This is a genomic window from Micromonospora zhanjiangensis, from assembly GCF_042650605.1.
GTDB classification, from domain to species: Bacteria; Actinomycetota; Actinomycetes; order Mycobacteriales; family Micromonosporaceae; genus Micromonospora_J; species Micromonospora_J zhanjiangensis.
Genome location: NZ_JBHSBN010000036.1, coordinates 1 through 24,956, shown reverse-complemented (window position 1 = coordinate 24,956; position 24,956 = coordinate 1). Strand labels below are relative to the sequence as shown.

Below are 24,956 nucleotides of genomic sequence, written 5' to 3'. Positions count from 1 at the left end.
CCCCGGAGATCTCATGGCAACCGTCACCTCCCCCCGCCGCGCGCCCGGCGGCGCCGGCGTCATGCCCGACACGCCCGGCTGGGCGCGCTGGGCCAACGACCACCGCAAGTGGCTCTTCGCCGCCCCGGCGATGGCGTTCGTCGCCGCGCTGATCGTGATTCCGCTGGGCTGGACCGTCTGGCTCAGCCTCACCGACGCCGAGGGATCCGTCCGGGCCGAGAGCGAGTTCATCGGCTTCCGGAACTACCTCGACGTGCTGTCGGACACCGACCGGTTCTGGCCGGCGGTCGGTCGCACCGCCACCTTCACCCTGATCGCGCTGGCCTTCGAGGTGGTCCTCGGGATGGCCGTCGCGCTGCTGCTCTGGCGGCCGTTCAAGGGCCAGAAGTGGGTCCGGGTCGCCATCCTCTTGCCGCTGGTCGCCACCCCGGTCGCGGTCGGCATGATGTGGCGGCTCATCTTCGACCCCAACATCGGCCTGGCCAACCAGGTGCTCGGCCGGTTCGGCGTCGGCCCGCAGCCCTGGCTCACCGGCCAGAACTCCGCCCTCTACACCACGATCTTCATCGACGTGTGGCAGTGGACCCCGATGGTGGTGCTGATCCTGCTCGCCGGCCTGACCTCGCTGTCCGAGGAGCCGCAGGAGGCGGCGCGGATCGACGGTGCCAGCAGCTGGCAGCGGTTCCGGCACGTCACCCTGCCGCTGCTGATGCCCACGGTCATCGTGGCGATCCTGCTGCGCGGCATCGACGCGCTGAAGACCTTCGACATCCTCTACGCCACCAAGGGCAAGGGCGGCGGTTCCTTCCACGAGGTGGAGACCCTGAACGTGTACGCCTACGGGCTGAGCTTCGACTACAACGAGTACGGCGTCTCCTCCACCGTCCTCATCCTGTTCTTCCTGATCATCGTCGGGTCGATGTGGGCCCTGACCGCGCGGCGGCGCAAGGAGGCTAAGCGATGAAGGCCAGTCCCGCGTACCGGGTGTTCCGGGTGGTCGCCCTCACCCTGGTGGTGCTGTCGCTGATCGCCCCGCTGGCGTGGATGGTCGCCGCGTCGCTCAAGACCAACGTCGACATCTACGACACCGGCAAGGCGCTGATCTTCTCGCCCACCCTGGACAACTACGCCAACGTCCTCAAGCAGTCGCACTACGTCCAGTTCATCGGCAACAGCCTCTGGGTGGCGTTCGCGGCGACCGTGCTGTCGCTGATCCTCGGCGTGCCGGCCGCGTACTCGATGAGCCGGTTCAACATGAAGAAGTCGGCCCTGGTGGTGCTGATGGCCCGGGTCATCCCCGGTGTCTCGCTCCTGGTGCCCTGGTACTACGTCTTCTCGAACCTGCAGATGGTCGGCGGTTTCACCGTGCTGATCCTCAGCCACATGTTCGTCTCGCTGCCCTTGATCGTCTACATCATGATGGGCTTCTTCGACGGCCTGCCCGAGGAACTGGAGGAGGCCGCGCTGGTCGACGGGCTCACCCACGTCGGCGCGTTCCGCCGGATCACCCTGCCGCTCTCCGTGCCCGGCATCGCGACCGCCGGCATCCTGTCCTTCATCTTTTCCTGGAACAATTTCATGTTCGCCCTGGTCCTCTCCGGCGCGAACACCAAGACCCTGCCGGTGGCGATCTTCGACTTCGTCGGCTATGCCAGCATCGACTGGGGCGGCCTGATGGCCGCGGCCACCGTGGTCACCCTGCCGATCATGGTGATCGCCCTCTTCGTGCAGAGGTACGTGGTCTCCGGCCTCACCGCCGGTGCGACGAAGGGTTGAGGCATGACCACCATCGCGCGGATCGAGACCTTCCTCGTCGCCCCCCGCTGGCTCTTCGTCCGGGTGGAGACAGGCAGCGGCGTCGTCGGCTGGGGCGAGGCCACCTGCGAGGGCCGCTCCGAGACCGTCCGCGCCGCGGTCGACCAGCTCGCCGAACTACTGATCGGCCGGGACGCGCTGCGGATCGAGGACCACTGGCAGGTCATGACCAAGGGCTCCTTCTACCGGGGCGGGCCGATCCTGGCCAGCGCCGTGGCCGGCCTCGACCAGGCGCTCTGGGACATCGCCGGCAAGCACTACGGCGCCCCGGTGCACCAACTGCTCGGCGGCCCGGTCCGCGACCGGATCCGGGTGTACGGCTGGGTCGGCGGCGACGAGCCCAGCGAGGTCCGCGACCACATCGCCGCCCAGGTCGAGGCGGGCCTGACGGCGGTCAAGATGAACGCCTCCGGCAAGATGAGCCCGGTCGCGTCGGTCGCCGAGCTGGACGGCGTGGTGGCCCGGGTGGCCGCCGCCCGGGAGGTGCTCGGGGAGCACCGGGACGTGGCGATCGACTTCCACGGCCGGTTCACCCTGGCCAGTGCCCGCCGGGTCGCCCCGCTGCTGGAGCCGTTCCGGCCGTTCTTCCTCGAGGAGCCGGTCGTTCCGGAGAACTCCCACCTGATCGGCGACTTCGTCCGCTCCACCACCACCCCGGTGTCGACGGGGGAGCGGCTGTACAGCCGGCAGGAGTTCCTGCCCGTCTTCCAGGCCGGCATCGCGGTGGCGCAGCCGGACCTGTCGCACGCCGGCGGCATCACCGAGGTCCGCAAGATCGCCGCACTGGCCGAGGTGTACGACGTCCAGCTCGCCCCGCACTGCCCGCTCGGCCCGATCGCCCTCGCGGCCTGCCTCCAGGTCGGCTTCGCCACGCCGAACTACCTGATCCAGGAGCAGAGCGTCGGCATCCACTACAACCTCGGCGCCGAGGTGCTCGACTACTGTCTGGACAAGACGCCACTGGCCTTCGTGGACGGGTACGTCGAGCGGCTCGCCGGGCCCGGCCTCGGCATCGAGATCGACGAGTCGGCCGTTCGTGCCGCTGACCAGCGCGGTCACGCCTGGCGCAGCCCGATGTGGCGGCACCGGGACGGCTCCTATGCGGAATGGTGACCAGATGACCCCCGACCTCACCGCCGAGCTCGCCACCACCCGCCTGCTGGCGGTCATCCGCGGCACCGACACCGCCGCCGCCGTCGCCACCGGCAGCGCCCTGCTCGCCGCGGGCGTACGCGTGGTCGAGGTGGCGCTGACCACCCCCGACGCGTGTGACGCCATCGCCGCGATCCGGGCCGCCGCGCCGCCCGACGCCCTGGTCGGCGCCGGTACGGTGCTCACCCCGGCCGCGGTCGCCGACGTGGCCGCCGCCGGCGCCCAGTTCGTCGTCACCCCGGCCGTCCTCGACTCCATCCCCGAGGCGGCCCGCCGCGGGCTGCCGGTGGCCGCCGGAGCGCTCACCCCGACCGAGGCGTACCTCGCCGTTCAGGCCGGCGCCGCTGTCGTGAAGCTCTTTCCGGCGTCGCTGGGCGGGCCGGCGTACCTGAAGGCGCTGCGCGACCCGTTCCCGGACATCCCGTTCGTCGCGGTCGGCGGGGTCGGCCTGGCCGACCTGCCCGGCTACCTCGCCGCCGGGGCGATCGCGGTCGGCGTCGGTGGTCCGCTGGTCGGCGACGCCGCCTCCGGCGGGGACCTCGACGCGCTGCGCGAGCGGGCCCGCGCCTACCTCGCCGCGGTCGCATGACCGGCGTCGACCTGCTGACCGTCGGCGAGGCGCTGGTCTCGCTGCGCTCGGCCGGGCCGCTCACCGTCGGCGGCCCGCTCACCCCGTACCTGGCCGGCGCCGAGTCCAACGTGTCCATCGGCGTGGCCCGGCTCGGCCACCGCGCGGCCTTCGCCGGCCGGGTCAGCGCCGACGAACTCGGCCTGTTCCTACTCCGGCAGCTGCGCGCCGAGGGGGTGGACGTCGGGCACGTCGTCCGCGACCCCGACCGGCCGGCCGGGCTGATGTTCCTGGAACGGCGGACCGCCGACCTGACCCGGGTGATCTACCAGCGGGCCGGTTCGGCCGGTTCGGCGCTGACCGTCGACGACCTGCGGCCCGCCCTGGCGGCCGGCACGCACGTGCTGCACCTGACCGGGATCACCCCGGCGCTGTCCGACAGCGCCCGGGCGGCCACCGAGTGGGCGGCCGGCACCGCCGCCCGGTCCGGCGCGCTGGTCTGTCTCGACGTCAATTACCGGAGCAGGCTGTGGAGCCGGGACGCCGCCCGCGCGGTGCTCACCCCGCTCGCCGGCCACGCCGCGGTGGTGGTCGCCTCCCACGACGAGCTGGACCTGCTCGGCGACCACGGCGCCGACGAGCCGACCGTGGTGGCCGGGCTGCTGGACCGCGGCGTGTCGACCGTGCTGGTGAAGCTCGGGGGCGACGGCGCGCGCGCGTACACCCGGGAGGGCCGGGTGGAGACGGCGGCGGTGCCCGTGACGGCGGTCGACACCGTCGGCGCGGGGGACGCCTTCACGGCCGGCTACCTCTCCGGCCACCTGGACGGCCTCGACCTGGCGGGACGGCTGCGCCGCGCCGTCACCCTGGGTGCCTTCGCCGTCGCCGGCCACGGCGACTGGGAGGCCCTGCCGCGCCGGGACGAGCTGGCCCTGCTTGACGGGCGGCAATCCGGCAGCACCGTCCGCTGATCCCACCCCGAGAAAGGCAACCGCGTGAAGATCGTCGCAGCTGACGTGATCGTCTCCAGTCCCGACCGTAACTTCGTCACCCTCAAGATCACCACGGACGAGGGGATCACCGGCCTGGGCGACGGCACCCTCAACGGGCGTGAACTCTCCGTCGCGTCCTACCTGGCCGACCACGTCAACCCGCTGCTGATCGGGCGCGACCCGCACCGCATCGAGGACACCTGGCAGTTCCTCTACCGGTCGGCGTACTGGCGGCGCGGGCCGGTCACCATGGCCGCCATCGCGGCAGTCGACGTGGCGCTCTGGGACATCAAGGCCAAGGCCGCCGGGATGCCGCTCTACCAGCTGCTCGGCGGCGCATCCCGGACCGGGATCATGGCGTACGGGCACGCCTCCGGGCGGGACCTGCCGGAGCTGTTCGACTCGATCCGCCAGCACCTGGAGCTGGGCTTCCGCTCCATCCGGGTGCAGACCTCGGTGCCCGGCATCAACGCCGTCTACGGCGTCGCCGCCCAGCCCGGCGTCGACGGCAAGCGCTACGACTACGAGCCGGCCCAGCGCGCCCCGCTGCCCGCCGAGGAGGACTGGGACACCCGCGCCTACCTGCGCCACCTGCCCGGTGTCTTCGAGGCGGTCCGCAACGAGTTCGGCCCCGAGCTGCCGCTGCTGCACGACGGTCACCACCGGATGACCCCCATTCAGGCGGCCAAGCTCGGCAAGGCCCTCGAACCGTACGACCTGTTCTGGCTGGAGGACTGCACCCCGGCGGAGAACCAGGAGGCGCTGCGCCTGGTCCGCCAGCACACCACCACGCCGCTGGCGATCGGCGAGGTCTTCAACACCGTCTGGGACTACCAGACGCTGATCCGCGAGCAGCTGATCGACTACGTCCGGTCCGCCGTCACCCACACCGGCGGCATCACCGCCATGCGCAAGCTGCTCGACTACGCCGCCCAGTACCAGATCAAGTCCGGCATCCACGGCCCGACCGACATCTCGCCGGTCGGCATGGCCGCCGCGCTGCACCTGGACCTGGCCATCCACAACTTCGGCATCCAGGAGTACATGCAGCACGGGGCGCTCACCAACGAGGTGTTCCGGCAGTCGTTCAGCTTCGCCGACGGCTACCTGCACCCCGGGGAGCAGCCCGGCCTGGGCGTGGAACTGGACGAGGAGGCCGCCGCCCGGTTCCCGTACCAGCCGGCGTACCTGCCGTTCAACCGGCTCAAGGACGGCACGGTCCATGACTGGTGAGCGGGCGGTCACCCGGCACGTCGTGGTGATGGGCGTGGCCGGGGCGGGCAAGACGACCGTGGCGCGGGGCATCGCCGAGGTGACCGGGCTGCGCTTCGCCGAGGCGGACGCGTTCCACTCCGCGGCCAACGTGGCCCAGATGCGCGCCGGCATCCCGCTGGACGACGCGCAGCGTTGGCCATGGCTGCGCACCCTGGCCGGCTGGATGGGCGACCGGCACGCCGAGGGGGTCTCCACCATCGTCACCTGCTCGGCGTTGAAGCGTTCCTACCGGGACGTGCTCCGGCAGGGTCCCGCGGAGGTGGAGTTCCTGCACCTGGACGGTACGGCCGAGCTGATCCGGGAGCGGCTGGACCGGCGGGTCGGGCACTACATGCCGGCCAGCCTGCTCGACTCCCAGCGGGCCATCCTGGAACCCCTCGAGCCGGACGAGTCCGGCGTCGTGCTCGAGGTGGCGGCAGCGCCGGACGACCTCGTCGCGGCGGCGGTCCGCCGGCTCGGCCTGCTCCGGCGGCTGCCGCTCGACGGTCGCTGACCGCCCGCCGAGGTCGCCGGTCCGGCCGGCATCTCCGCGGCGACGCCCCGGTGCTCGCTGGGGCGCCGGCCGGCCTCGGTCGGGCTGGGCGTCCAGGTAGACCCCGACTGCCGGCCCGCGGCCCGCCGTAGCACGGAGGATGCGCCGGTCACCACAGCCAGTCCACCCATGATCTTCCTCCCCAGTCCGGACGATCGGTTACAGGAATTCGGAGCGGTAGGTCGCCGCCAGTTCCGCCGCGCGCTGGCGACGCTGCGCGAGTTCGTCCCGGGACAGCTGGGGCGGGGGCGCGTCCTTGCCGGCGACGACGTCGCCGATGCGCATGAAGTACTCGTCCTGCCCGGCGGGGGTGCACATGCACAACATCCGGGCCGGTGCCCCGGAGACGTTGCGGAAGTAATGTGGCGCGTTTGCCGGGATGTTGATGGTGGATCCGGCCCGTACGGTGTGCTTGGCACCGCGGAAGGTGAACTCGATCTCCAGGAGCGTGAACATCTCCTCGAAGTCGTGCCGGTGCGGCGGTGGGCCGCCGCCGTCGGGGACGTACATGTCGATCAGGCAGTAGCGGCCGTTGGTCTGATTCGGCTCCTTCGGGATCGATCGGGTGGTGATCAGGCGTCGGCGACGGTGATGACGAGCTTGCCGCTGGGCAGCGTGCCCGCGGTCGCGTCGGCATGCAGGGCGGGCGGGTCGGCCAGCGGTAGGGCTTCCTTTCCGGGCACCGCGACGTGGGGTCGGACCCCGGCGTGATGGCTACCTCGGTTGGGTGTTCCGCTGACCCACCCCGGGGCCCCGGCCGGCCCCGGGTCCCGGCCGGGGGCCGTCACAGCACCTGGGCCAGGAACCGGCGCAGCCGGGGATGCTCGGGGCGTTCGAAGACCGCTGTCGGCGCACCGGCCTCCAGCACCACTCCGCGGTCCATGAAGGCGACCGTGTCGGCAACCTGACGGGCGAATCCCATCTCGTGGGTGACCACCACCATGGTCATGCCGGCCGCCGACAGGTCGGCCATCAATCCCAGGACTCCCTTCACCAGCTCCGGATCCAGCGCTGACGTGGCCTCGTCGAAGAGCATGACCTGCGGGCGCAGGGCCAGGGCCCGGGCGATGGCGACCCGCTGCTGCTGGCCGCCGGAGAGTTGCCCGGGCCGGGCGTCCGCCTTGCCCGCCAGCCCGACCAGCTCCAGTTGCGCCCGGGCCAGCGCCTCGGCCTCGTCCGGTGGCAACCGCCGGATCTTGCGCAGCGGCAGGACGATGTTGCGCAGCACGCTCAGGTGTGGAAAGAGGTTGAACTGCTGGAACACCATCCCGATCCGCCGCCGCAGGGCATCCGGGTCGTCACCGAGCACACTGCGCCCATCCAGGAGCACGTCCCCCCGGTCCGGTTCGATCAGCCGGTTGATCGTACGCAGCAGGGTCGACTTGCCGGAGCCGGACGGGCCGATGACGCACGCCGTACCGCCGCGGGGCACGTCAAGGTTGACCCCGCGCAACACCCGGTTCGACCCGAAGGCCAGGTGGATGTCGCGGACGGCCAGGCTTACCGATCCGTCGCGCCGGGCCAGCTCCCGTTCGGCGCCGCCAGTGTGGGTATTGGTGTCGGTTCGCGTCATCATCAAGTCCTCGGTCCGGCGGGGAGCGGGTGCGTCGCCGCTGGTGCCGGCGCATCGTCGTCCGACTCTGCCTGTACGCCGGACGGCCGACCCTGGCGAAGCCGGCGATCCAGCCAGTTGACCGCGTGCGTCAGTGGCACGGTCAACACCAGATAGAACAGTCCGGCCAGCAGCAGCGCCGACTCGTTTCCGGTCGTGGCAGCGTGATCCTGGCCAATCCGGAACAGGTCCCGCTGGCTGGCTACCAGCCCGAGGAAGTACACCAGGCTGGAGTCCTTGATCAAGGCGATCAGCTGGTTCACCCAGGCCGGCAGGACCCGGCGCACCCCCTGCGGAATGATCACCAGCCGCATCGCCGCTCCCCAGGACAGGCCGAGCGCCCGGGCGCCCTCCAGCTGGGCGGCCTCCACGCTGAGGATCCCGGCCCGGAAGATCTCGCCGAGATAGCCGGCGGCGATCAACGAGAGCGCCAGGACGCCCAACGGGTACGGGTTGGGCCCCCAGACCTGCAACCCGAGCGGGGCCAGGCCCACCCCGATCAGCAGGATCGTCGCCGCGGCCGGCAGCCCGCGGAACACGTCGGTGTAGATCCGCGCCGGCCACCGTAACCAGCGGGTACGGGCGATGCCGGCGACGGCCAGCACCATGCCGAGCACTGACCCGAGCAGGGCGGCGGAGACCGACAGCACCAGCGTGTTGCGCAACCCCACGGCCAGCATCTCGGGCAGGGCCTGCCGCATGGATGACCAGTCGAAAAAGGTTGACCACAACGTACTCAGCGGATCCATCGATCTCTCTTCATTTCCCGCTACGACTTCGTTACCGCGTACCGGTCAGGACGCCGGCGTGGCCGACGCGACGGCGTCCGACGGGGAGGCCGGCCCGCTCTGTGCGGGGCCGGCCGGCGGCGCAACCGTTCCACTGCCCGGCTTGAAGTCCGCCGGGATCGGTCGACCCGGGTAGTACTGCGCCTGCAGCTTCGTCCACGTACCGTCCGCGATGACCTCGTCCAGGCCGCGGTTCAGCGCCGCACGCAGCTTGTCGTTGCCCTTCGCCACCGCGAACGCCGTCGGGGCGGGGCTCAACTGCTTGTCGGCCAGCACGACCTTGCCACCGCTGTCCTTTGCCGTCTTCTCGCCGATCTCAGCGGGGGCGATCCAGGCGTCGGCGGTGCCGGCCTTGATCTGGTTGAGCGCACCGTTGTAGTCCGGCACCCGGACCGGATCGAGGTGGTGACCGGTGGCGTAGTCGTCCTGTACGGTGCCCTGCACCACCACGACCCGCTTGCCGGTCAGCTGGTCGAAGCCCTTGATCGGCGATCCGGCCGGTACGTCCAGCCCGAAGTAGCCGAAGTCGTACCCGTTGCCGAAGTCCACGGTCTTCTTCCGGGCCTCCGTGATGGTGATGGACGAGCTGCCGACGTCGAACTTGTGGTTGTTGACCTGGGACAGCAGCGCCGAGAAGTCGGTGCCGACGAACTCCACCTTGAGCCCCACCTTGCCGGCGACGGCGGTGAGCAGGTCGTTGTCGAAGCCGGTGAACCTGCCGTCCTTGAGGTAGACGTTCGGCGGTGCGTCGGTCAGGGTGCCGGCCCGCAGCACGCCGGGCCGCAGCAGCCCGTACGGGTTGTCGGCCGAGGCGGCGTTGGAGGATCCACCGCAGCCGGCCAACGCCGTGGTGGCGAGGATCGCGGCCGCGGCGAGCGGAGTGAAGGTGGCCAGGAGGGAACGAGAACGCACGGGTGACTCCAGGGTTGATCGTGCGGTGGGTAGGCGCCACCGCCAGCGGGGCGGGTACGGGGACACCACCCCTCGGCGGCGGGTCCGCGAACGGCACCGCCGGATGAGGACAGCAGGGGAACTAGCTGGTCAGCGCGCTACGTACGGGCGACAGCCGGCGCCGTGCACGCGCATCAGGTCGATGTGCCGCCGTCGGACCAGCAGCGGCTGCACCGCTGCCGGCGGGGTCACGCCCAAGGCGACGGCGGGTCGCGGTGGTGCGCAGATGAGAGCAGACACGGGTCCTCCAGGGCTGTTGACCTGGAACCCAGGCCACGCTTGCGCCGGAACAACTCCGGCACCTGGTCTTCACCCGGGGCACCCCACCGCGGAGGAGGGTTGCCGGCCAGCGAGCCGGGGCTTCGCGCTGGCGCTCATGACCTGCTAAGAACCTAGCAGCCCGGACGGCGCCGCTGTCCAGCCGATATGAGGCGCCTCACGCAAGCCCGGCGGGTCTCGCGTGGGTGGCGACGTAGACGGTGTTGGCGCTCTCGCCACCGGTCAGGTGGTTGGCGAAGGTGACGACGTGGGCCCGTACGGTCCCGAACACCTCGGCGAGGGTGCCGGTGAACCGGTCGTCGGGCGGGTCGTCGGACCAGAGGGCGAACACCCCGCCGGGCCGGAGCCGGCTGGCGAGCCGGTGCAGACCGGCGGCGGTGTAGAACGCGGCGTGGCTGGGGTGCAGGACGTGTCGCGGAGTGTGGTCGATGTCCACCAGGACCGCGTCGAAGCGCCGGCCGGGCGCCTGCGGGTCGAGACCGGTGGGGTCGTTGACCGCGGCGAAGAAGTCCCCCCGGACCAGGCGACTGCGCGGATCGCCGGTGAGCCGGCTGGCCAGGGGCAACAGGCCACGCCGGTGCCAGGAGATCACCTCGTCGAGTGCCTCGATCACGGTCAGCGTCCGTACCCGCCGGTCGTCCAGCACGGCCGCGGCGGTGTGGCCGAGACCGAGGCCGCCGACGGCGACGTCGAGGTCGGCCCCGGGCAGCTCGGCCAGGGCGAGCCGGGCGAGTTCCACCTCGGCCACCGTGAACAGGCTGGACATGAGGTACTCGTCGTCCAGCTTCACCTCGTAGACGTCGACGTCGAGCGCCGGGTCCAACCGCCGCCGCAGGCTGATGGCGCCGATCGGCGTCTCCCGCCAGTCGATCTCCTCGAAGCGGCGTCCCATCGTCTCTCCTCGTTCTCGGCCGGTGGCCGGTCGGTCGCTGGTCGATGGCTGGTCGGTCAGTCGGCCGCCAGGAGGGGTTCGAGGGTCACGCCCGGTCGGCTGTCGGCGATGGAGCGCATTCGCCAACCGCTGGTGAACAGGGCCAGCAGCGCCCCGTCGCGCAGCCGGGTGAGCACCTCGGCGTCGGGTACGCCGAGCAGCCGTTCCTGGCTGGCCGCGTCGGTGCGGCGGGCCTCCCGGTACGGCAGGTGCTCCAGCTGGGTGGGCACACCGAACTCGGCGTCGAGGCGAGCGACGGCGACCTCGAACTGCATGGGGCCGACGGCGGCGAGAACGGGGGCCTGGTCGCCGCGCCGGTCGGAGCGCAGGACCTGGACGACGCCCTCGGCGTCGAGTTGCTCGACGCCGCGACGGAAGCGCTTGAACGTGGAGATGTCGGCGGCGCGCAGGACGGCGAAGTGTTCCGGGGTGAACGACGGCAGCGGGGGGAAGGCCACCGCCGGCCCGTCGTGCAGGGTGTCGCCGATGCCCAGCGCGGTCGCGTTGACCAGCCCGATCACGTCACCGGGATACGCCTCGTCGATGGTTTCCCGGCTGGCGCCGAACATCTGCTGCGCGTACTTGGTGGCGAAGGGCCGGCCGGTGCCCGCGTGGGTGACGGTCATGCCGCGGCTGAACCGGCCGGAGCAGACGCGCACGAAGGCGACCTGGTCGCGGTGGGCCTTGTTCATGTTCGCCTGGATCTTGAACACGAACCCGGCGAAGGGTGCGTCGACGCCGCGCGGTGTGCCGCCGGTGTCGACCCGGGGCTGCGGGGCGGGCGCGTGGCTGGCGAGCACCTCCAGGAGTTGTCGGACGCCGAAGTTGGCGACGGCGGCGCCGAACAGCACCGGGGTGGTGGTGGCCGCCATGAAGGTGTCCTGATCGTGGTCGGCGCCGGTGAGACCGAGCAGGTCGAGTTCTTCGACGGCGCGTTGCCAGTCCCCTCCGTACCGGTGGGCCGCCTCCGCGGGGGTCAGCTGTTCCTCGACCGCGGCGGTGGCACCGCCGGGGGTGCGCTGGAACGCGGTCATCTCCCCGGTGCGCCGGTCGACGACTCCGTGGAAGTGGCCGGCGGTGCCCACCGGCCAGGTGATCGGGGTGGGACGCAGGTTGATCCGCTGCTCGATCTCGTCCAACAGGGCGAGGGGTTCCCGCCCGGGTCGGTCCCACTTGTTGATGAAGGTGATGACGGGGATCCGGCGGGCCCGGCAGACCTCGAACAGTTTCAAGGTCTGCGGTTCGAGCCCCTTGGCCGCGTCCAGCAGCATCACGGCGCAGTCCACCGCGGTGAGCACCCGGTAGGTGTCCTCGGAGAAGTCGGCGTGGCCGGGGGTGTCGAGCAGGTTGACCACCAGGTCGCGGTAGGCGAACTGCAGGACGGCAGAGGTGATCGAGATGCCGCGCTGCTGCTCCATGGCCATCCAGTCGGACACCACGCCCCGGCGGCCCGCCTTGCCGTGCACCGCACCGGCCTCGCCGATCACCCGGGCGTGCAGCGCGAGCGCCTCGGTGATGGTGGATTTCCCGGCGTCGGGATGGGAAATCACCGCGAATGTGCGCCGACGGGCCGCCTCGGCGCCCACGGCGGTCGTCGTTGCCGCTCCCGGCACCTGCCACTCCCCGCTCACTCGACGCGGCACCAAACTACCCAGCTCGGGACGGCGGACGCCGCCCCTCGGCGGCGCCGTTCAGCGGGTCTTCTTCGTGGCCCGCTTCCGGGGCGGGGTCAACAGGTCGGCGATGGCCGCGATGGCCGACGGGACGAGGCGGTAGTACGCCCAGACGCCGCGCTTCTCCCGCTCGATCAGGCCGGCCTCGGTCAGGATCCGGAGGTGATGGCTCACGGTCGGCTGGGAGAGCCCGAGCGGCGCGGTGAGGTCACTCACCGACGCCTCCCCCTCCGGAGCCGCCTGGATCAGGCTGAGCAGTCGCAGCCGGGCCGGGTCGGCGAACGCCTTCAGCACTCCCGCGAGCCGCTCGGCATCGGCACGCTTGATCGGCTCGCCGGCAAGAGGCGAAATGGCGGGCGTCGTAGTCTGCAGTGTTCCCACATCTTGCATCGTTGCAGCAACACCACCGGTTGGTGGGTAAGACGAGGGCAGGATCACTACGAATGCCTACCGCGCCCGGTCTACACCAACGTGCTGCACCGGGGCGCGGTGACCGTGGTGAGCGGCGGACTGACCCGCCCCGCCGGGCGGCCACGACGGCGCCGGACCCGGAGCCGGGGCAGTCCCAGGGTCGGTGGGGTCGATGTCTGACGGTCTCGAAGCATTGTTCGGGAGCCTCAAGATTACGAGCACAGTTTGGGCCCGTGGGATGGCCCGGGATCGCACTACCCATCGAGGGTTGCCTGCAGCGTGGCGAGGGTGCTCTCGATGATGTCATAGAGCTTGCGGTCGTCGTCGGTCTCGAGCCATGCGGTGACCGACACGTACATCAGGGTCGCCGCCGTCTCGGCGAGCAAGGCGGCCCGGGTCGGATCGAGGCCGCGGGCGTGGAACCCGTTCCGCAGCGCGGCGGCCAGCGTGGACCGCTTCTGCAGCTCACGCTCGCGCAGGCCGGCGTCGGTCGCGACGATGGCTCGCCATTGCCGGACGGTGTCCTTACGGCCCTCGAACCGAGCCTCGGCGACGGCACGCAGACCCTCCAGAATGATGGCCAGCGGGCTGGTGTCGGCAGGCGCCTCGGTGACGAGTTGCTCGGCGTATGCGGGCAGTTCGGCCTCGTCGGCGAAGAGCACCTCGCGCTTGTCGGCGAAATGCCGAAAGAACGTGCGCGTCGTCAGGCCGGCCCGCGCGGTGATCGCCGGCACGGTGGTCGCGGCGAAGCCCTGCTCGGCGAAGAGATCGAGGGCCGCCTGCTGCAGCCGTTCGCGCGCGTCGGGTTGCCATCGTGCCATCCCGGAATTGTACCCACGATGACATGGAGTGTCATTGGCGATATAGTCATGACACGGCGTGTCGTCACTGGGACGCTCGCCGCACCAGGGCGGAGCTGTGCCATGACAGACGTGTGGATTCTCGGCGGGACCGGCCGCAGCGCCCGGGCGATCGCCGCCGAACTACAGAACCGGGGCATCCGGCCGGTACTGGTCGGTCGAGACGCCGGACGGCTCGCGGCCGCGGCAAACGGCCTGCCGACGGTGGTGGCCGGATCCGTCGACGAGACGGCGGACGCGATCCGGCGGGAACGGCCGGCCGTGGTCGTGAACACGATCGGGCCGTTCACCGACACCGCCGCGCCGCTGCTGGACGCGTGCCTGCCGTCCAGCGACTATCTCGACCTGGCCAACGACCTCGCCGCGGTATCGGCGACCCTCGGCCGCGGCGACGCGTTCGCGGCCGCCGGGCGCACCGCTGTCACCGGTGCCGGGTTCGGCGTGACCGCCACGGAGAGCATCGTGGTGAAGCTGTGCGACGGACGCCCGATCCCGCGGCGGGTCCGAGTCGACATGGTTCCATCGCTGATCGTCGAGGCCGGCGTCGTCGGCGACGCGCTCGCGGGCACCCTCGTGGAGGGCCTGCCAGGGGTCGATGGCGGCAGGAGGTTCCAGGGCCGGCGGTACCGCGATGGCCGACTCGTGGCCGACAAACTCGCCGGCGACCCGATCCAGCTCGTCCTGCCAGACGGTTCGACCGTCACCACGGCGAGCATGCCGCTCGGCGAGCTGATGGCCGCCCAGCGGGCCAGCGGCGCCGCGGACGTGGTCTCCGCGTCCAGCGAGGCCCCGGCATCGCCGGTCGTACGCGCGATCCTGCCAGCGGCGACCGCGCTGCTGAACATCGGGCCGGTCCGCGCCTTCGCGCGCCGGCGACTGGCCGCGGTGCGGTTCAAGGCGGCACCGAAGCCTCGCGAGCACTCGTGGGGCCACGCCGTCATCGAGTGGGCGGACGGCAGCACGCGCGAGGGCTGGCTACGCGTCGGCGAGGCCCAGGCCTGGACGGGCGCGGTACCGGCCGAGATAGTCCGCCGGCTACTCGACGGACAGAGTAAGCCAGGCGCGTACACCCCGGCGGCGCTTTTCGGCCCTACCCTGGCCGAGTCCTGCGGCGGCGAGTACCAGATCCTCGAAGCATAGCCGCCTTAAGGAGCCCTAATGGCCTCGTCCCCGCGCGGCGATCACCTTGCTGTCGCGGGAATTGCGACGCGACCCTGTTGTCGTCTCCGATCGTGGCGACGCAGCGCGATCGGCCAGATGTGCAGAGGGCGATGTCGAGCTTGGTTGTTCCCGGGCTACCGCATGATCCTGCCGTTGACCGGCAGCTTGAACGGCTTGGAACAGGAGGCGGCAGCCCTGTTTCCCGGGCGACGGAGGCGGCCAGGCTATTAGTCACGCGATCCCACCGGCACCTGCCTGCGCCGGCGATCACCCAATGCTCCTGTTGGAGAGGCGAGGATGAACGTGTCGAACGCGCTGACTGCGCAGGACCTGATCGGATTCTCCGAGCAACGTGGCGGCCACCGTGTATCAATTTTCCTGCCCACTCCGCGGGCGAAAGCGGCGGCTGACCGTCATGGCCTTCGCATCAAGGGCCTGCTGAGACAGGCCGAGAAGGCGCTACGTGCCGACGGCGTGTCCGCCACCGCGGCGCAGGCAGTCCTGGAGCCGGCACACCGGTTGCTGAGCCGGCCGCGACGCTGCGAGCAACCCGGTGACGGCCTGGCCCTCTTTTGCGAACAGGGCAGCGTCCGGCAGTTCCAGGTTCCGCTGCGGCTGCCCGAGATTGTGGCCGTCGGCGACCGTTTTCTGGTGCGGCCACTGCTGCCTCTGCTCGGCGCCGCGGGCCACTTCTACGTTCTCGCCCTCAACCAGGACGAGATCCGGCTGTGGCGGGGCTCCCGCCACAGCCTCCAGCAGATGGTCCTGGACGGGCTGCCGTTGGCCATGTGGCTCACCATGCCCCGCCGGCGTGCGCAGGTGCACGCCTTCGTCGCCGACCGTGGCGGCGCGGGTGGTCACGCGGTCTTCCACGGCAGCCAAGACGATCACACCCCGCTGGTTCTGCAGCACTTCCGGCGAGTCGACCGGGCGCTGCGCGAGGTACTGCCCGGCGACGACGTGCCACTGGTACTCGCCGGTGTGCGGTCCACGCAGGCTCTCTACCGGCAGGCGAACACCCACCCCGGGCTGATCGGCGACGGCATAGACGGCAATCCTCGCGACGTGAGTCCGGAGCAGCTGCACCGAGCCGCCTGGCCGCTGGCCGAACCCGTGCTACGTGCCGGGGAGACCGCCGCGGCGGCGATCTACCGGGAACTGCGCGGAACCGGCCGAACGAGCGTCGATGCGACGGGGATCTGCGACATGGCGGAGCAGGGCCGTGTCGAAACCCTGTTCGTGTGCACGGATCCAGCCGCCGGTACTCCACGGGTCATCCGGCTGCGCGAAGGCACCAGCGCGGTGGATAACCGGGACTCTGCCGCAGTGATCACCCTGCGATGCGGTGGCGCCGTTTACGCCGTGCCCCGTGCTCGAATGCCGGATAACGCACCGATGGCGGCGATCCTGCGCTACTGACCGTCGCCGGTCCCGAACACGCCCAGAGCACGTCGGCCGACCGCCCGGCCCGGCCGGTCACGTCGATGGATCACCGAGCGTGTTCGGGCACGTGGCCGCCCCTTGGCGCCCTACCGGCCGCTCCGCACCATCTGCGCGCGTAACACCCGCAGGTCCCCGACGATCTGCCTGATGGTTCCGATCGTCGGCAATGTGTGGGGCTTCACGTGACCGGCTGCAGCTCTGGCCGGGTTCTCGGCGGCCATGCGATCATGGTCGGGATGCAGGGCGGGGTGTCGCCCTCGCGCCCCTTTTTTCTCGGACGTCCTCCGACGGGGTCACCGGTCGGCCGTTGAGACGGCAGAGCTCAGTAGAGGAGCAGTATTGTCTGGCGTGCCTGGTGGGACCGGCGCTCCCGCGTTCGTGAGCGGCTCACCGCGTGATGTCGCTGTGATCGGTGCGGGAATGGTCGGTTTGTCCACCGCCTGGTTTCTGCAGGAGGCCGGTGCTCAGGTCACCGTGTACGAGCGACATCACGTCGGCGCCGGCGCATCCTGGGGTAACGCGGGCTGGCTGACCCCGGGACTCACCGCCCCGCTCCCGGAGCCCGCAGTGCTGCGCTACGGCCTGCGTGCGGTGCTCAGCGCCCGATCCCCGGTCTACCTGCCATTGCGAGCCGACCGTGACCTGTGGCGTTTCCTGCTGTCGTTCGCGGCTCACAGCACCGCCCGCCGATGGCGGCGGGGCATGGCCGCCTACGTCCCGCTCAACGAGCGCTGCTTGGAAGCCTTCGACGCTCTCGCGGCCGGCGGTGTGACCGCCCTGACGAAGCCGGCGGAACCCTTTCTCGCCTGCTTCGCGCAGGAGCGTGACAGCCGTGGAATGCTGACCGAGTTGGCGCAGATGCGCGACGCCGGTCAGGACGTGACCTTCCGTCCGGTGACCGGACAGGAGGTCCGATCGATGGAGCCGGTGCTGACCGACCGGGTCGGCACCGCTGTTCAGATCTTCGGGCAGCGGTACCTGAACCCTCCCGAGTTCATCCAGTCGCTGGCGGATGCGGTCCGGGCCCGCGGCGGTCGCATCATCGAGAACAGCGACGTGACCGACCTACGGTCAGCCAGCACCGACGTTCACGTGACCGGCCCGTCCGGACAGCAGCACCGCCATGACGCCGCGGTCATCGCCACCGGGGCGGTGTTCGGTGAGTTGGCCGCACGCTTCGGGGTACGCCGCCCGGTGCAGGCCGGGCGTGGCTACAGCTTCAGTGTGCCGGTCGAACGGATGCCCGCCGGCCCGCTGTACTTCCCGGCACAGCGGGTGGCATGTACTCCGTTGGGCGACCGGCTGCGGGTGGCCGGGATGATGGAGTTCCGCCGACCTGCTGACGAATCGGACCCGCGACGCATCGCCGCCGTCGTCGAGGCGGTGCGGCCGTTGCTCGCCGGCGTGGACGTCGACGACCGCCGCGACGAGTGGGTGGGCTCGCGGCCGTGCACCCCTGACGGCTTACCGCTGATCGGCGCGACCGCTGCCGAGCGGGTGTTCGTCGCTGGTGGCCATGGCATGTGGGGTGTCGTGCTGGGCCCGATCACCGGCCAGTTGGTGGCCCAGGCTGTGCTCAAGGGTGAGGTTCCCGCAGAGCTGGCACCTTTCGACCCGCTGCGATAGGGAGCCCTCGACCCCGGCGGGAATCGCCAAGGCGGTTGGCTTCTCCGAGTGATCGACATAAGGTGGTCCGATGCTGCTGGCGAGTCCTTGCTCACACACCGTCACCATCGTGGCGGCGGTCGAGGCCGCCCAGCTCTCGGCGCCGCAGCCAATCGCCGCATTCGCCTACGGATACCGCTCGGTCGGGCGACGCCGCCCGCAACCCACGGGTCGAGGCCCACCGGCGAGCGAGGTAATTCACCTCACCCGTTATCGCCAGGGCGAAGCCGTTCGAGCTTCCGCCCTTTTTTGTTACCCGAAGCGCTTTCGACTTCCCCAGCGGAGGAACGGCACATGAGCGTCGACATCGAAGTATCCGACCAGGGCCGGCTCGCCGGCCTGCGCGCCTCGCTGAGCGAGGACTTCGCCGTCCAGACCACACGGCTCAAGCAGTTGTCAGAGATCTCAGCCGACACCGGCGACCCTGGCGAAGCACACAACCGTGCAGCGATGGTGGCGGCCACCCGGCACAACCTCGAGCAGATCACCGGTGCGCTGCGCCGCATCGCCGAGGGCCGCTACGGCCGCTGCGAAAAATGCACCAATCCCATCCCGGTCGAACGGCTCGAGGTACTGCCGCACGCCCGGTTCTGTGTTCCATGTCAGCAGAAACACAAGGGATGACGCTGCCACGATCCACGGCCACGCCGGCGACAAGCCGGCGTGGCCGCTGATCATGGCAGCACCCGTCACCCAGGACATGTTGGTCAACCAGGCCGGCACGCTGGAGCAGCGTGGTGATCTTGCGTGATCGAGGGAATCGAACGGCGCGAGACGGATGTCGCCCGCTGGCCGCCCGACGCCGGCGTGTCATGCCGGTGGGAGTAGTGTGCGTCGGCAGTCGGTGCCGGCGTCCGTCGTGACCGACCCCAGTCCACAACGTCGTGGGTGAAGTGGCGTCGGCGGGGAATGCTGCTCCTCCGCGTCCGGTCGAACCTGACGGTGGGAGGACCACGGTGAGAGCGCAGGACAAGGTCGACGTCATTTTCGACGCCGTGGTGCGACGCAACCCCGGTGAGAGCGAGTTCCACCAGGCCGTACGCGAGGTGCTGGAAAGCGTCGTCCCGGTGTTGCACCGGCACCCCGAGTACGCGGACGCGAAGATCATCGATCGGATCTGTGAACCGGAGCGGCAAATCATCTTCCGGGTGCCGTGGGAGGACGACCGCGGCGAGGTGCACATCAACCGGGGCTTCCGCGTGGAGTTCAACAGCGCGCTGGGGCCGTACAAGGGCGGGTTGCGTTTCCATCCTTCCGTATACCTGGGGATCGTCAAGTTCCTCGGCTTCGAACAGGTGTTCAAGAACGCGCTGACCGGGATGCCGATCGGCGGCGGCAAAGGCGGTTCGGACTTCGATCCCAAGGGCCGCTCGGACCGGGAGGTGATGCGGTTCTGCCAGTCGTTCATCACCGAGCTCTATCGGCACATTGGGGAATACACCGACGTCCCGGCAGGGGACATCGGCGTCGGTGGCCGGGAGATCGGTTACATGTTCGGCCAGTACAAGCGCATCACGAACCGGTACGAGTCGGGGGTGCTGACCGGTAAGGGGTTGAGCTACGGCGGCGCCCAGGTGCGGCGCGAGGCCACCGGATACGGGTTGGTCTTCTTCGCCGAGGAGATGTTGCGTGCGGTGGGCGCCGGACTCGACGGCAAGAAGGTGGTGGTGTCCGGCTCCGGCAATGTCGCGATCTACGCGATCGAGAAGGTGCATCAGCTCGGCGGCACGGTGGTGGCCTGCTCGGACTCCTCCGGCTACGTCGTCGACGACACGGGCATCGACGTGGCGCTGCTCCGGGACCTCAAGGAGGTCCGCCGTTTCCGGATCGGCGACTACGTCACCGAGCGGCCTCACGCCCGGTTCGTCGCTGGCCGTTCCGTGTGGGAGGTGCCGTGCCAGGTCGCGCTGCCCTGCGCGACGCAGAACGAGATCGGTGCCGCTGAGGCGGCCTCGCTGATCGGGGGCGGTTGCATCGTCGTGGTGGAAGGCGCCAACATGCCCACGACCCCGGAGGCCGTCCGCGCCTTCGCCGAGGCGAAGGTCAGGTTCGTGCCGGGCAAGGCCGCCAACGCCGGCGGGGTCGCCGCCAGCGCGCTGGAGATGCAGCAGAACGCCAGCCGTGACTCCTGGACGTTCGAGCACTCCGAGCAGCGGCTGCGCGAGATCATGCGCGACATCCATGACCGTTGCTTCGCCACCGCCGAGGAGTACGGCATGCCGGGCAACTACGTCGCCGGAGCCAACATCGAAGGCTTCCGCAATGTCGCCGAGGCGATGCTGGCACACGGGCTCATCTGACGTCCTCGCCGAATGAACCTTTTTCAACCTGGACCGCGCGGCGCGTGGACGTCGTCTTCGACCTCGGCGGACGACGGACCGCAAGGGGAGATTGAAAAAGGTTCAATGAAGCCCAGCCGTGCCGACGCCGATGTCAGCGCGAGCGCCGAGCGATCAGCACGGGACAGCCGGCGTGGTGCAACAGTTACGTACGCGAATCCGACATGCAAAGGGACTCGAACCCCTGACCTTCTGATCAGTGACAAGGTGATCTTGAAGAAAGTGGCGGAGTCCAGTTGTCCGGGTGCCTCCGAACCAATCCCGCCGCAACCCCGCAGGTCCGGTTCCACGCCGGTTGAAGCGGATCCCTGGACGCCGGGGGTCAGCCGGATGGGAAGGTGTCGACGCCGAGGACGTTCAGGAGGGCCAGTTTTTCGTGGCTGTCGGTGCCGGGCGTGGCGGTGAAGACGAGTAGGGACTGCGACTGGTCGGGGTCGTAAAGGTGCTGGCAGAACAGATCGAGGTGTCCGACCTCGGGGTGGACGAATCGTTTGGTGTCGCTCCAGCGCAGGCCGACTTCCTGTCGCTGCCACAGCGTGGTGAATTCGGTGCTCTCGCTCAACAGGCTCGCGACGAGGTGAGTGGCCTGGGACCGGGGTCCTTCCCGGATGGCTGCCGCCCGCAGGAGTGCGACGTTGACCCGGCTGTTGTAGTCGTGGTCGTCGGGGTGGTAGCGGTCGCGGGCAGTCGGATCGGTGAACCAGCGGTAGGAGGCGCTGCGGGCCGGGCCGGTGTGGTGGGTTTGTTCGCCGAGCAGGGCGATGGCGGGCGGTGTCTGCAGCAACGTCTCGCCGAGGGAACCCATCACCTGTGCCGGGGTGTCCTGCAGCCGGTCCAGAACTCGCATCAGTCCTGGGCTGACGTGCTCGCCGCGCAGTCGCTGGCGCGTAGCGCGGTAGCCGCACAACAGGAACAGGTGGTCACGTTCGTCGGGGGTCAGGCGCAGCCCGCGGGCGATGGCCGCGACCATCGGCTGCGACGGCTGTGGTCCGTGGCCGCGTTCCAGGCGGGCGAGGTAATCGGCGGACATGCCACACAGGTCGGCCACCTCTTCGCGGCGTAGCCCGCGGGTGCGTCGGCGCGGCCCGCGCCGTAGCCCGACGTCTTCCGGTTGCAGCGCCTCGCGCCGGGCGCGCAGAAAGGCGCCCAGGGCTGCGCGGTCCACCGTTTGCGTCATGGGTCTCCTCGGAGTCGTTCGCCCGGCCAATGCGACCGCGGCGCGCCGGCGGCCCGCCACGGTGTGCCGCCCGCGGCGGTCGGGCGGCCGGAACGCCTCCATCGTCGCAGTCGCCGGCGAGCTCAACCACTGACTGCCGGTCAGTGGTTGAGCGAGCCCTTCATCCCGGCTGCTCCGTGGCGTCCACTGGTTGAGGCGAGTAGCGCGATGGCGCCGTACGCGAACCATCGTGCGCAACCGATAGGAACGAGGAGGCCGCATGGCCAAGTGGACAGCAGCCGACCTACCGGACATGACCGGTCGGACGGTAGTCATCACCGGGGCGGGCAGCGGTATCGGCCTGATCGCCGCCCGCGAACTCGGGCGCGTCGGTGCCCGGGTGGTGCTCGGCGTACGCGACACCGGGAAGGGCCGCCGCGCCATCTCCGGTATGCGCGGTGCGTTCGAAATACGGCGCCTGGACGTGGCCGACCTCAGCTCGGTACGCCGGTTCGTGCAGGCGTGGGACGGGCCCTTGGATGTGCTGATCAACAACGCCGGGGTCATGGACATCCCCGCGGCGCGGACCGCTGACGGGTTTGACGTGCAGACCGCGACGAACTACACCGGCCCGTTCGTGCTGACCAATCTGCTGCTGCCGCATCTGACCGACCGGGTCGTCAGCGTGACCAGCGGCCTGCACCGCCAGTCCAAGCTGAACGTCGACGACGTCGACTGGCGAGCGCGCAAATACCACCGGATGAACGCCTACCGCGACTCCAAGCTCGCGCTCGTGCTGTTCTCCCTGGAACTACAGCGACGGCTGGACGCGTCGGGCTGCTCGGTGCGGTCGGTGCTCGCCCATCCCGGCATCGCGACGACGACCCTGGCGGCGCACTCGCGGGCCAACGTCATCAACCGCTTCGCGTTTCTGATCAACGACCCCGAACACGGGGCCCTGCCCCTGCTGTACGCGGCAACACAGAACGTGCCGGGCAACGCGTACGTCGGCCCGGATGGTCTCGCCGCCATCAAGGGGCACCCCGCCGTTGGGAAGCCGGCCAGGATCGGCCTCGACGCGGCCAAGGCGAGGCGACTCTGGCAAGCGACCGTCGCACTGACCGGAGTCGGCCGATGAGCTACCTGGAAGCAGAAGACCACGCCGACATCTTCGTCCCGCACGCGTTCACCGAACAGACCGTCGACCTCGGCGAGATCCGCATGAACTACGCCGTGGCCGGCGCGCCGTCGCACCCTGCGCTGCTGCTCATCCCCGCGCAGACCGAATCGTGGTGGGGCTACGAGGCCGCGATGCGGCTGCTCGCCGACCGGTACCAGGTCTACGCCGTGGACCTGCGCGGTCAGGGCCGCTCCACGTGGACACCCGGCCGCTACAGCCTCGACGTCATCGGCGGTGACCTGGTCCGGTTCATCGACCACGTCGTCGCCCGTCCGGTCGTGGTCGGCGGACTGTCCTCCGGCGGCGTCGTCGCCGCATGGCTGTCTGCCTTCGCCACCCCCGGTCAGGTACGCGCCGCGGTCTACGAAGACGCTCCACTCTTCGCCTCCGAGACCAACCCCGCCGTCGGACAATCGGTCCGGCAAGGCATGGGGCCGATGTTCCAACTCTGGTACAAGTGGCTGGGACCGCAGTGGTCGATCGGCGACTTCACCGGCATGCAGGCCGCGATGGCCCGCGAAGTCCCCGGGTGGATGCTCGCCGCACTGCGCCGGATGGCTCCTGCCGGCACCGGCGAGGCGCCGACCGCCATCCCCGCCGACCCGCCGCAGGAGCTCCGCGAGTACGACCCGGAATGGGGCGACGCCTTCGCGTCCGGACGAGCGACGCTCACCTGCGACCACGACAACATGCTGCGTCAGGTCAAGGTCCCGGTCTTGTTCACCCACCACTTCCACCACATCGACCCGCAGACCGGCAACCTGGTGGGGGCCATCTCCCCGCAGCAGGTCGACCGGGTCCGCTACCTCGTCGAAAGCACCGGCAACACGTTCACCTACCGGTCCTTTCCCACCATGCCGCACTCGATGCACAGCCACGACCCCGCCACCTACGTCACGACCGTCACCGACTGGCTGACCACCCTGCCGACCATCCAATGAACCCGACCGGCGGAGGTAGCCCCATGAAGCTCACCGGAAACACAGTCCTCATCACCGGCGCGACCTCCGGCATCGGCCTCGGTCTCGGTCTGCGATTGCACACCGCGGGTAACCGGGTTATCGTCGCCGGGCGCCGAGCCGACAGGTTGGCGCAGATCGTCGCGGCGAATCCGGGTGTCGAATCCATCGCCCTCGACGTCACCGACCCGGCCGCGATCCGGGACGTGACCGCGCAGATACTACAGCGTTTTCCCGACCTCAACGTTTTGGTCACGATGGCCGGAATCATGCTGCCGGAAGATCTTCACAACGACGGGTTCCTGCCCACGGCGGAGGCCACCGTCGCGACCAACCTGCTCGGCCCCATCCGCCTCGTGGCCGCACTGACCGCTCACCTCGCCGCCCAACCCCAGGCGACCATCATGACCGTGTCCTCAGGGCTGGCCTTCGTTCCCTTGCCCATCACACCGACCTACAACGCCACCAAGGCGGCCATCCACTCCTTCACCGAAAGCCTGCGCGTTCAACTGGCCGATACCGGCATCGAGGTCCTGGAGCTGGTGCCACCGGCAGTGCGTACCACGCTGATGGGCCAGCAGAACGCAGCCAACGCCATGCCCCTGGAGGCATTCCTCAACGAGGTCATGGACATCCTCGCCGACGCCGGGCATCTCCAGGAGATCCTCGTCAAGACGGTCGAACCCCTCCGGTTCGCCGAGGCCCGAGGACGATACGCCGAAACGCTGCGCATGCTGTCCCACCACTGACGGCTTCTCGCAGGACAGTCCCTCCCAGCACGCGACCGATTCCTCAATTCGGCCAGATCCGTATGCGTTTCCCGATCCGGCAATGCGGACGCGCCCTACACGCCCCCATGGCCGCGGCGTCGCGGTCGGTGACCGGCAGGAGACGCAGCGCGCGGTCGCTGGACAGCCCGGTATGCATGCCGCCGAGGCCGAGCGTAACCAGCGAGCCGAACAGCAGATCGTGTACGACCCCGGCCACCAGCTCGATGCCCGGACCGGCTGCACGGCCCAGCGCCAGCACCGTCGGTTCCGGCAGGTCAAACACCGGCGCGCGCCGGGCCCACGCTGCGGGGCGCGTCGGGAGTGTCAAGAAAACGGTGTAACTCGATATTGGTGAAGGTCAGTTACGGCCTGCGGACAGGCGTCCGTCGAAGGCGAGGTCGAAGGCGTTGAGGGCGGGTTTCCAGCGGGTGATCCAGCGGCGGC

The 24,956-nt window shown here is 70.1% G+C and carries 25 protein-coding genes and 1 riboswitch; of the genes, 15 read left to right on the top strand and 10 right to left on the bottom strand.

Annotated elements, in window-relative coordinates:
• Nucleotides 1-13 precede the first annotated feature (13 nt).
• From ACFOX0_RS30505 to ACFOX0_RS30475, 7 genes are read left to right on the top strand one after another with little or no spacing between them, the layout of a single operon-like run.
• Nucleotides 14-964: a carbohydrate ABC transporter permease gene (locus tag ACFOX0_RS30505; protein ID WP_377552479.1), complete on the top strand. Its 951-nt coding sequence runs from the start codon at nt 14-16 to the stop codon at nt 962-964.
• A complete protein-coding gene (locus ACFOX0_RS30500) occupies nt 961-1,776 on the top strand; it encodes a carbohydrate ABC transporter permease (RefSeq protein WP_377552477.1) in 816 nt (271 codons plus the stop codon). The genes ACFOX0_RS30505 and ACFOX0_RS30500 overlap by 4 nt, the downstream gene beginning before the upstream one ends.
• Before the next feature lie 3 nt (nt 1,777-1,779).
• Nucleotides 1,780-2,928 (top strand): galactonate dehydratase, encoded by a 1,149-nt coding sequence (gene dgoD, locus ACFOX0_RS30495; RefSeq protein ID WP_377552475.1) that lies wholly within the window; start codon nt 1,780-1,782, stop codon nt 2,926-2,928.
• 4 nt (nt 2,929-2,932) lie between these two features.
• On the top strand, nt 2,933-3,556 hold the full coding sequence (locus ACFOX0_RS30490) for a bifunctional 4-hydroxy-2-oxoglutarate aldolase/2-dehydro-3-deoxy-phosphogluconate aldolase (protein ID WP_377552474.1): 624 nt from the start codon (nt 2,933-2,935) through the stop codon (nt 3,554-3,556).
• The gene (locus tag ACFOX0_RS30485) at nt 3,553-4,506 is read left to right on the top strand and encodes a sugar kinase (RefSeq protein ID WP_377552473.1); all 954 of its coding nucleotides are present in this window, start codon (nt 3,553-3,555) and stop codon (nt 4,504-4,506) included. Before ACFOX0_RS30490 ends, ACFOX0_RS30485 begins: the two co-directional genes overlap by 4 nt.
• A gap of 24 nt (nt 4,507-4,530) precedes the next feature.
• On the top strand, nt 4,531-5,760 hold the full coding sequence (gene manD, locus ACFOX0_RS30480) for a D-mannonate dehydratase ManD (protein ID WP_377552471.1): 1,230 nt from the start codon (nt 4,531-4,533) through the stop codon (nt 5,758-5,760).
• The gene (locus ACFOX0_RS30475) at nt 5,750-6,295 is read left to right on the top strand and encodes a gluconokinase (RefSeq protein WP_377552469.1); all 546 of its coding nucleotides are present in this window, start codon (nt 5,750-5,752) and stop codon (nt 6,293-6,295) included. The genes manD and ACFOX0_RS30475 overlap by 11 nt, the downstream gene beginning before the upstream one ends.
• Before the next feature lie 198 nt (nt 6,296-6,493).
• On the opposite strand, the gene ACFOX0_RS30470 is transcribed toward ACFOX0_RS30475, so the two are convergent.
• From ACFOX0_RS30470 to ACFOX0_RS30435, 8 genes are all read right to left on the bottom strand, one after another.
• A complete protein-coding gene (locus ACFOX0_RS30470) occupies nt 6,494-6,844 on the bottom strand; it encodes a cupin domain-containing protein (protein WP_377552467.1) in 351 nt (116 codons plus the stop codon).
• Between the two features lie 274 nt (nt 6,845-7,118).
• Nucleotides 7,119-7,907 (bottom strand): amino acid ABC transporter ATP-binding protein, encoded by a 789-nt coding sequence (locus ACFOX0_RS30465; RefSeq protein WP_377552465.1) that lies wholly within the window; start codon nt 7,905-7,907, stop codon nt 7,119-7,121.
• Between the two features lie 2 nt (nt 7,908-7,909).
• Nucleotides 7,910-8,647 carry an amino acid ABC transporter permease gene (locus ACFOX0_RS30460; RefSeq protein ID WP_377552463.1) on the bottom strand — a complete coding sequence of 246 codons (738 nt, stop codon included), beginning with the start codon at nt 8,645-8,647 and terminating at the stop codon, nt 7,910-7,912.
• 93 nt (nt 8,648-8,740) lie between these two features.
• Nucleotides 8,741-9,646 (bottom strand): ABC transporter substrate-binding protein, encoded by a 906-nt coding sequence (locus tag ACFOX0_RS30455; protein ID WP_377552461.1) that lies wholly within the window; start codon nt 9,644-9,646, stop codon nt 8,741-8,743.
• 309 nt (nt 9,647-9,955) lie between these two features.
• Nucleotides 9,956-10,067: riboswitch (SAM riboswitch) on the bottom strand.
• Between the two features lie 54 nt (nt 10,068-10,121).
• Entirely contained in the window at nt 10,122-10,856 is a 735-nt protein-coding gene (locus tag ACFOX0_RS30450; RefSeq protein ID WP_377552459.1) for a spermidine synthase, read from the bottom strand.
• A 56-nt stretch (nt 10,857-10,912) separates the two neighbouring features.
• On the bottom strand, nt 10,913-12,481 hold the full coding sequence (locus ACFOX0_RS30445) for a peptide chain release factor 3 (protein WP_377552505.1): 1,569 nt from the start codon (nt 12,479-12,481) through the stop codon (nt 10,913-10,915).
• Between the two features lie 105 nt (nt 12,482-12,586).
• Complete coding sequence (locus tag ACFOX0_RS30440) at nt 12,587-12,958, bottom strand: ArsR/SmtB family transcription factor (protein WP_377552458.1); 372 nt, start codon at nt 12,956-12,958, stop codon at nt 12,587-12,589.
• A 275-nt stretch (nt 12,959-13,233) separates the two neighbouring features.
• The gene (locus tag ACFOX0_RS30435) at nt 13,234-13,800 is read right to left on the bottom strand and encodes a TetR/AcrR family transcriptional regulator (RefSeq protein WP_377552457.1); all 567 of its coding nucleotides are present in this window, start codon (nt 13,798-13,800) and stop codon (nt 13,234-13,236) included.
• Nucleotides 13,801-13,902: 102 nt separating this feature from the next.
• Here ACFOX0_RS30435 and ACFOX0_RS30430 point away from each other — a divergent pair, with 102 nt between their 5' ends.
• From ACFOX0_RS30430 to gdhA, 5 genes are all read left to right on the top strand, one after another.
• Nucleotides 13,903-14,979 (top strand): hypothetical protein, encoded by a 1,077-nt coding sequence (locus tag ACFOX0_RS30430; protein ID WP_377552456.1) that lies wholly within the window; start codon nt 13,903-13,905, stop codon nt 14,977-14,979.
• A gap of 318 nt (nt 14,980-15,297) precedes the next feature.
• Nucleotides 15,298-16,419, top strand: a complete 1,122-nt coding sequence (locus ACFOX0_RS30425; RefSeq protein ID WP_377552454.1) for a baeRF3 domain-containing protein — start codon at nt 15,298-15,300, stop codon at nt 16,417-16,419.
• Nucleotides 16,420-16,662: 243 nt separating this feature from the next.
• A complete protein-coding gene (locus ACFOX0_RS30420) occupies nt 16,663-18,069 on the top strand; it encodes an FAD-dependent oxidoreductase (RefSeq protein ID WP_449288877.1) in 1,407 nt (468 codons plus the stop codon).
• A 333-nt stretch (nt 18,070-18,402) separates the two neighbouring features.
• Entirely contained in the window at nt 18,403-18,732 is a 330-nt protein-coding gene (locus ACFOX0_RS30415; protein ID WP_377552453.1) for a TraR/DksA family transcriptional regulator, read from the top strand.
• A 332-nt stretch (nt 18,733-19,064) separates the two neighbouring features.
• The gene (gene gdhA / locus ACFOX0_RS30410; RefSeq protein WP_377552451.1) at nt 19,065-20,408 is read left to right on the top strand and encodes an NADP-specific glutamate dehydrogenase; all 1,344 of its coding nucleotides are present in this window, start codon (nt 19,065-19,067) and stop codon (nt 20,406-20,408) included.
• 361 nt (nt 20,409-20,769) lie between these two features.
• Here gdhA and ACFOX0_RS30405 read toward each other — a convergent pair whose 3' ends face one another.
• Nucleotides 20,770-21,624 (bottom strand): helix-turn-helix transcriptional regulator, encoded by an 855-nt coding sequence (locus ACFOX0_RS30405; RefSeq protein WP_377552450.1) that lies wholly within the window; start codon nt 21,622-21,624, stop codon nt 20,770-20,772.
• A 259-nt stretch (nt 21,625-21,883) separates the two neighbouring features.
• Between ACFOX0_RS30405 and ACFOX0_RS30400 the strand changes: the two genes are divergently transcribed.
• From ACFOX0_RS30400 to ACFOX0_RS30390, 3 genes are read left to right on the top strand one after another with little or no spacing between them, the layout of a single operon-like run.
• The gene (locus ACFOX0_RS30400) at nt 21,884-22,741 is read left to right on the top strand and encodes an SDR family NAD(P)-dependent oxidoreductase (protein WP_377552448.1); all 858 of its coding nucleotides are present in this window, start codon (nt 21,884-21,886) and stop codon (nt 22,739-22,741) included.
• Nucleotides 22,738-23,724 (top strand): alpha/beta hydrolase, encoded by a 987-nt coding sequence (locus tag ACFOX0_RS30395; protein ID WP_377552446.1) that lies wholly within the window; start codon nt 22,738-22,740, stop codon nt 23,722-23,724. The genes ACFOX0_RS30400 and ACFOX0_RS30395 overlap by 4 nt, the downstream gene beginning before the upstream one ends.
• A 23-nt stretch (nt 23,725-23,747) precedes the next feature.
• On the top strand, nt 23,748-24,491 hold the full coding sequence (locus tag ACFOX0_RS30390; protein ID WP_377552444.1) for an SDR family oxidoreductase: 744 nt from the start codon (nt 23,748-23,750) through the stop codon (nt 24,489-24,491).
• Between the two features lie 43 nt (nt 24,492-24,534).
• Here ACFOX0_RS30390 and ACFOX0_RS30385 read toward each other — a convergent pair whose 3' ends face one another.
• The gene (locus ACFOX0_RS30385; protein WP_377552442.1) at nt 24,535-24,795 is read right to left on the bottom strand and encodes an acetate--CoA ligase family protein; all 261 of its coding nucleotides are present in this window, start codon (nt 24,793-24,795) and stop codon (nt 24,535-24,537) included.
• Nucleotides 24,796-24,956: the final 161 nt, after the last annotated feature.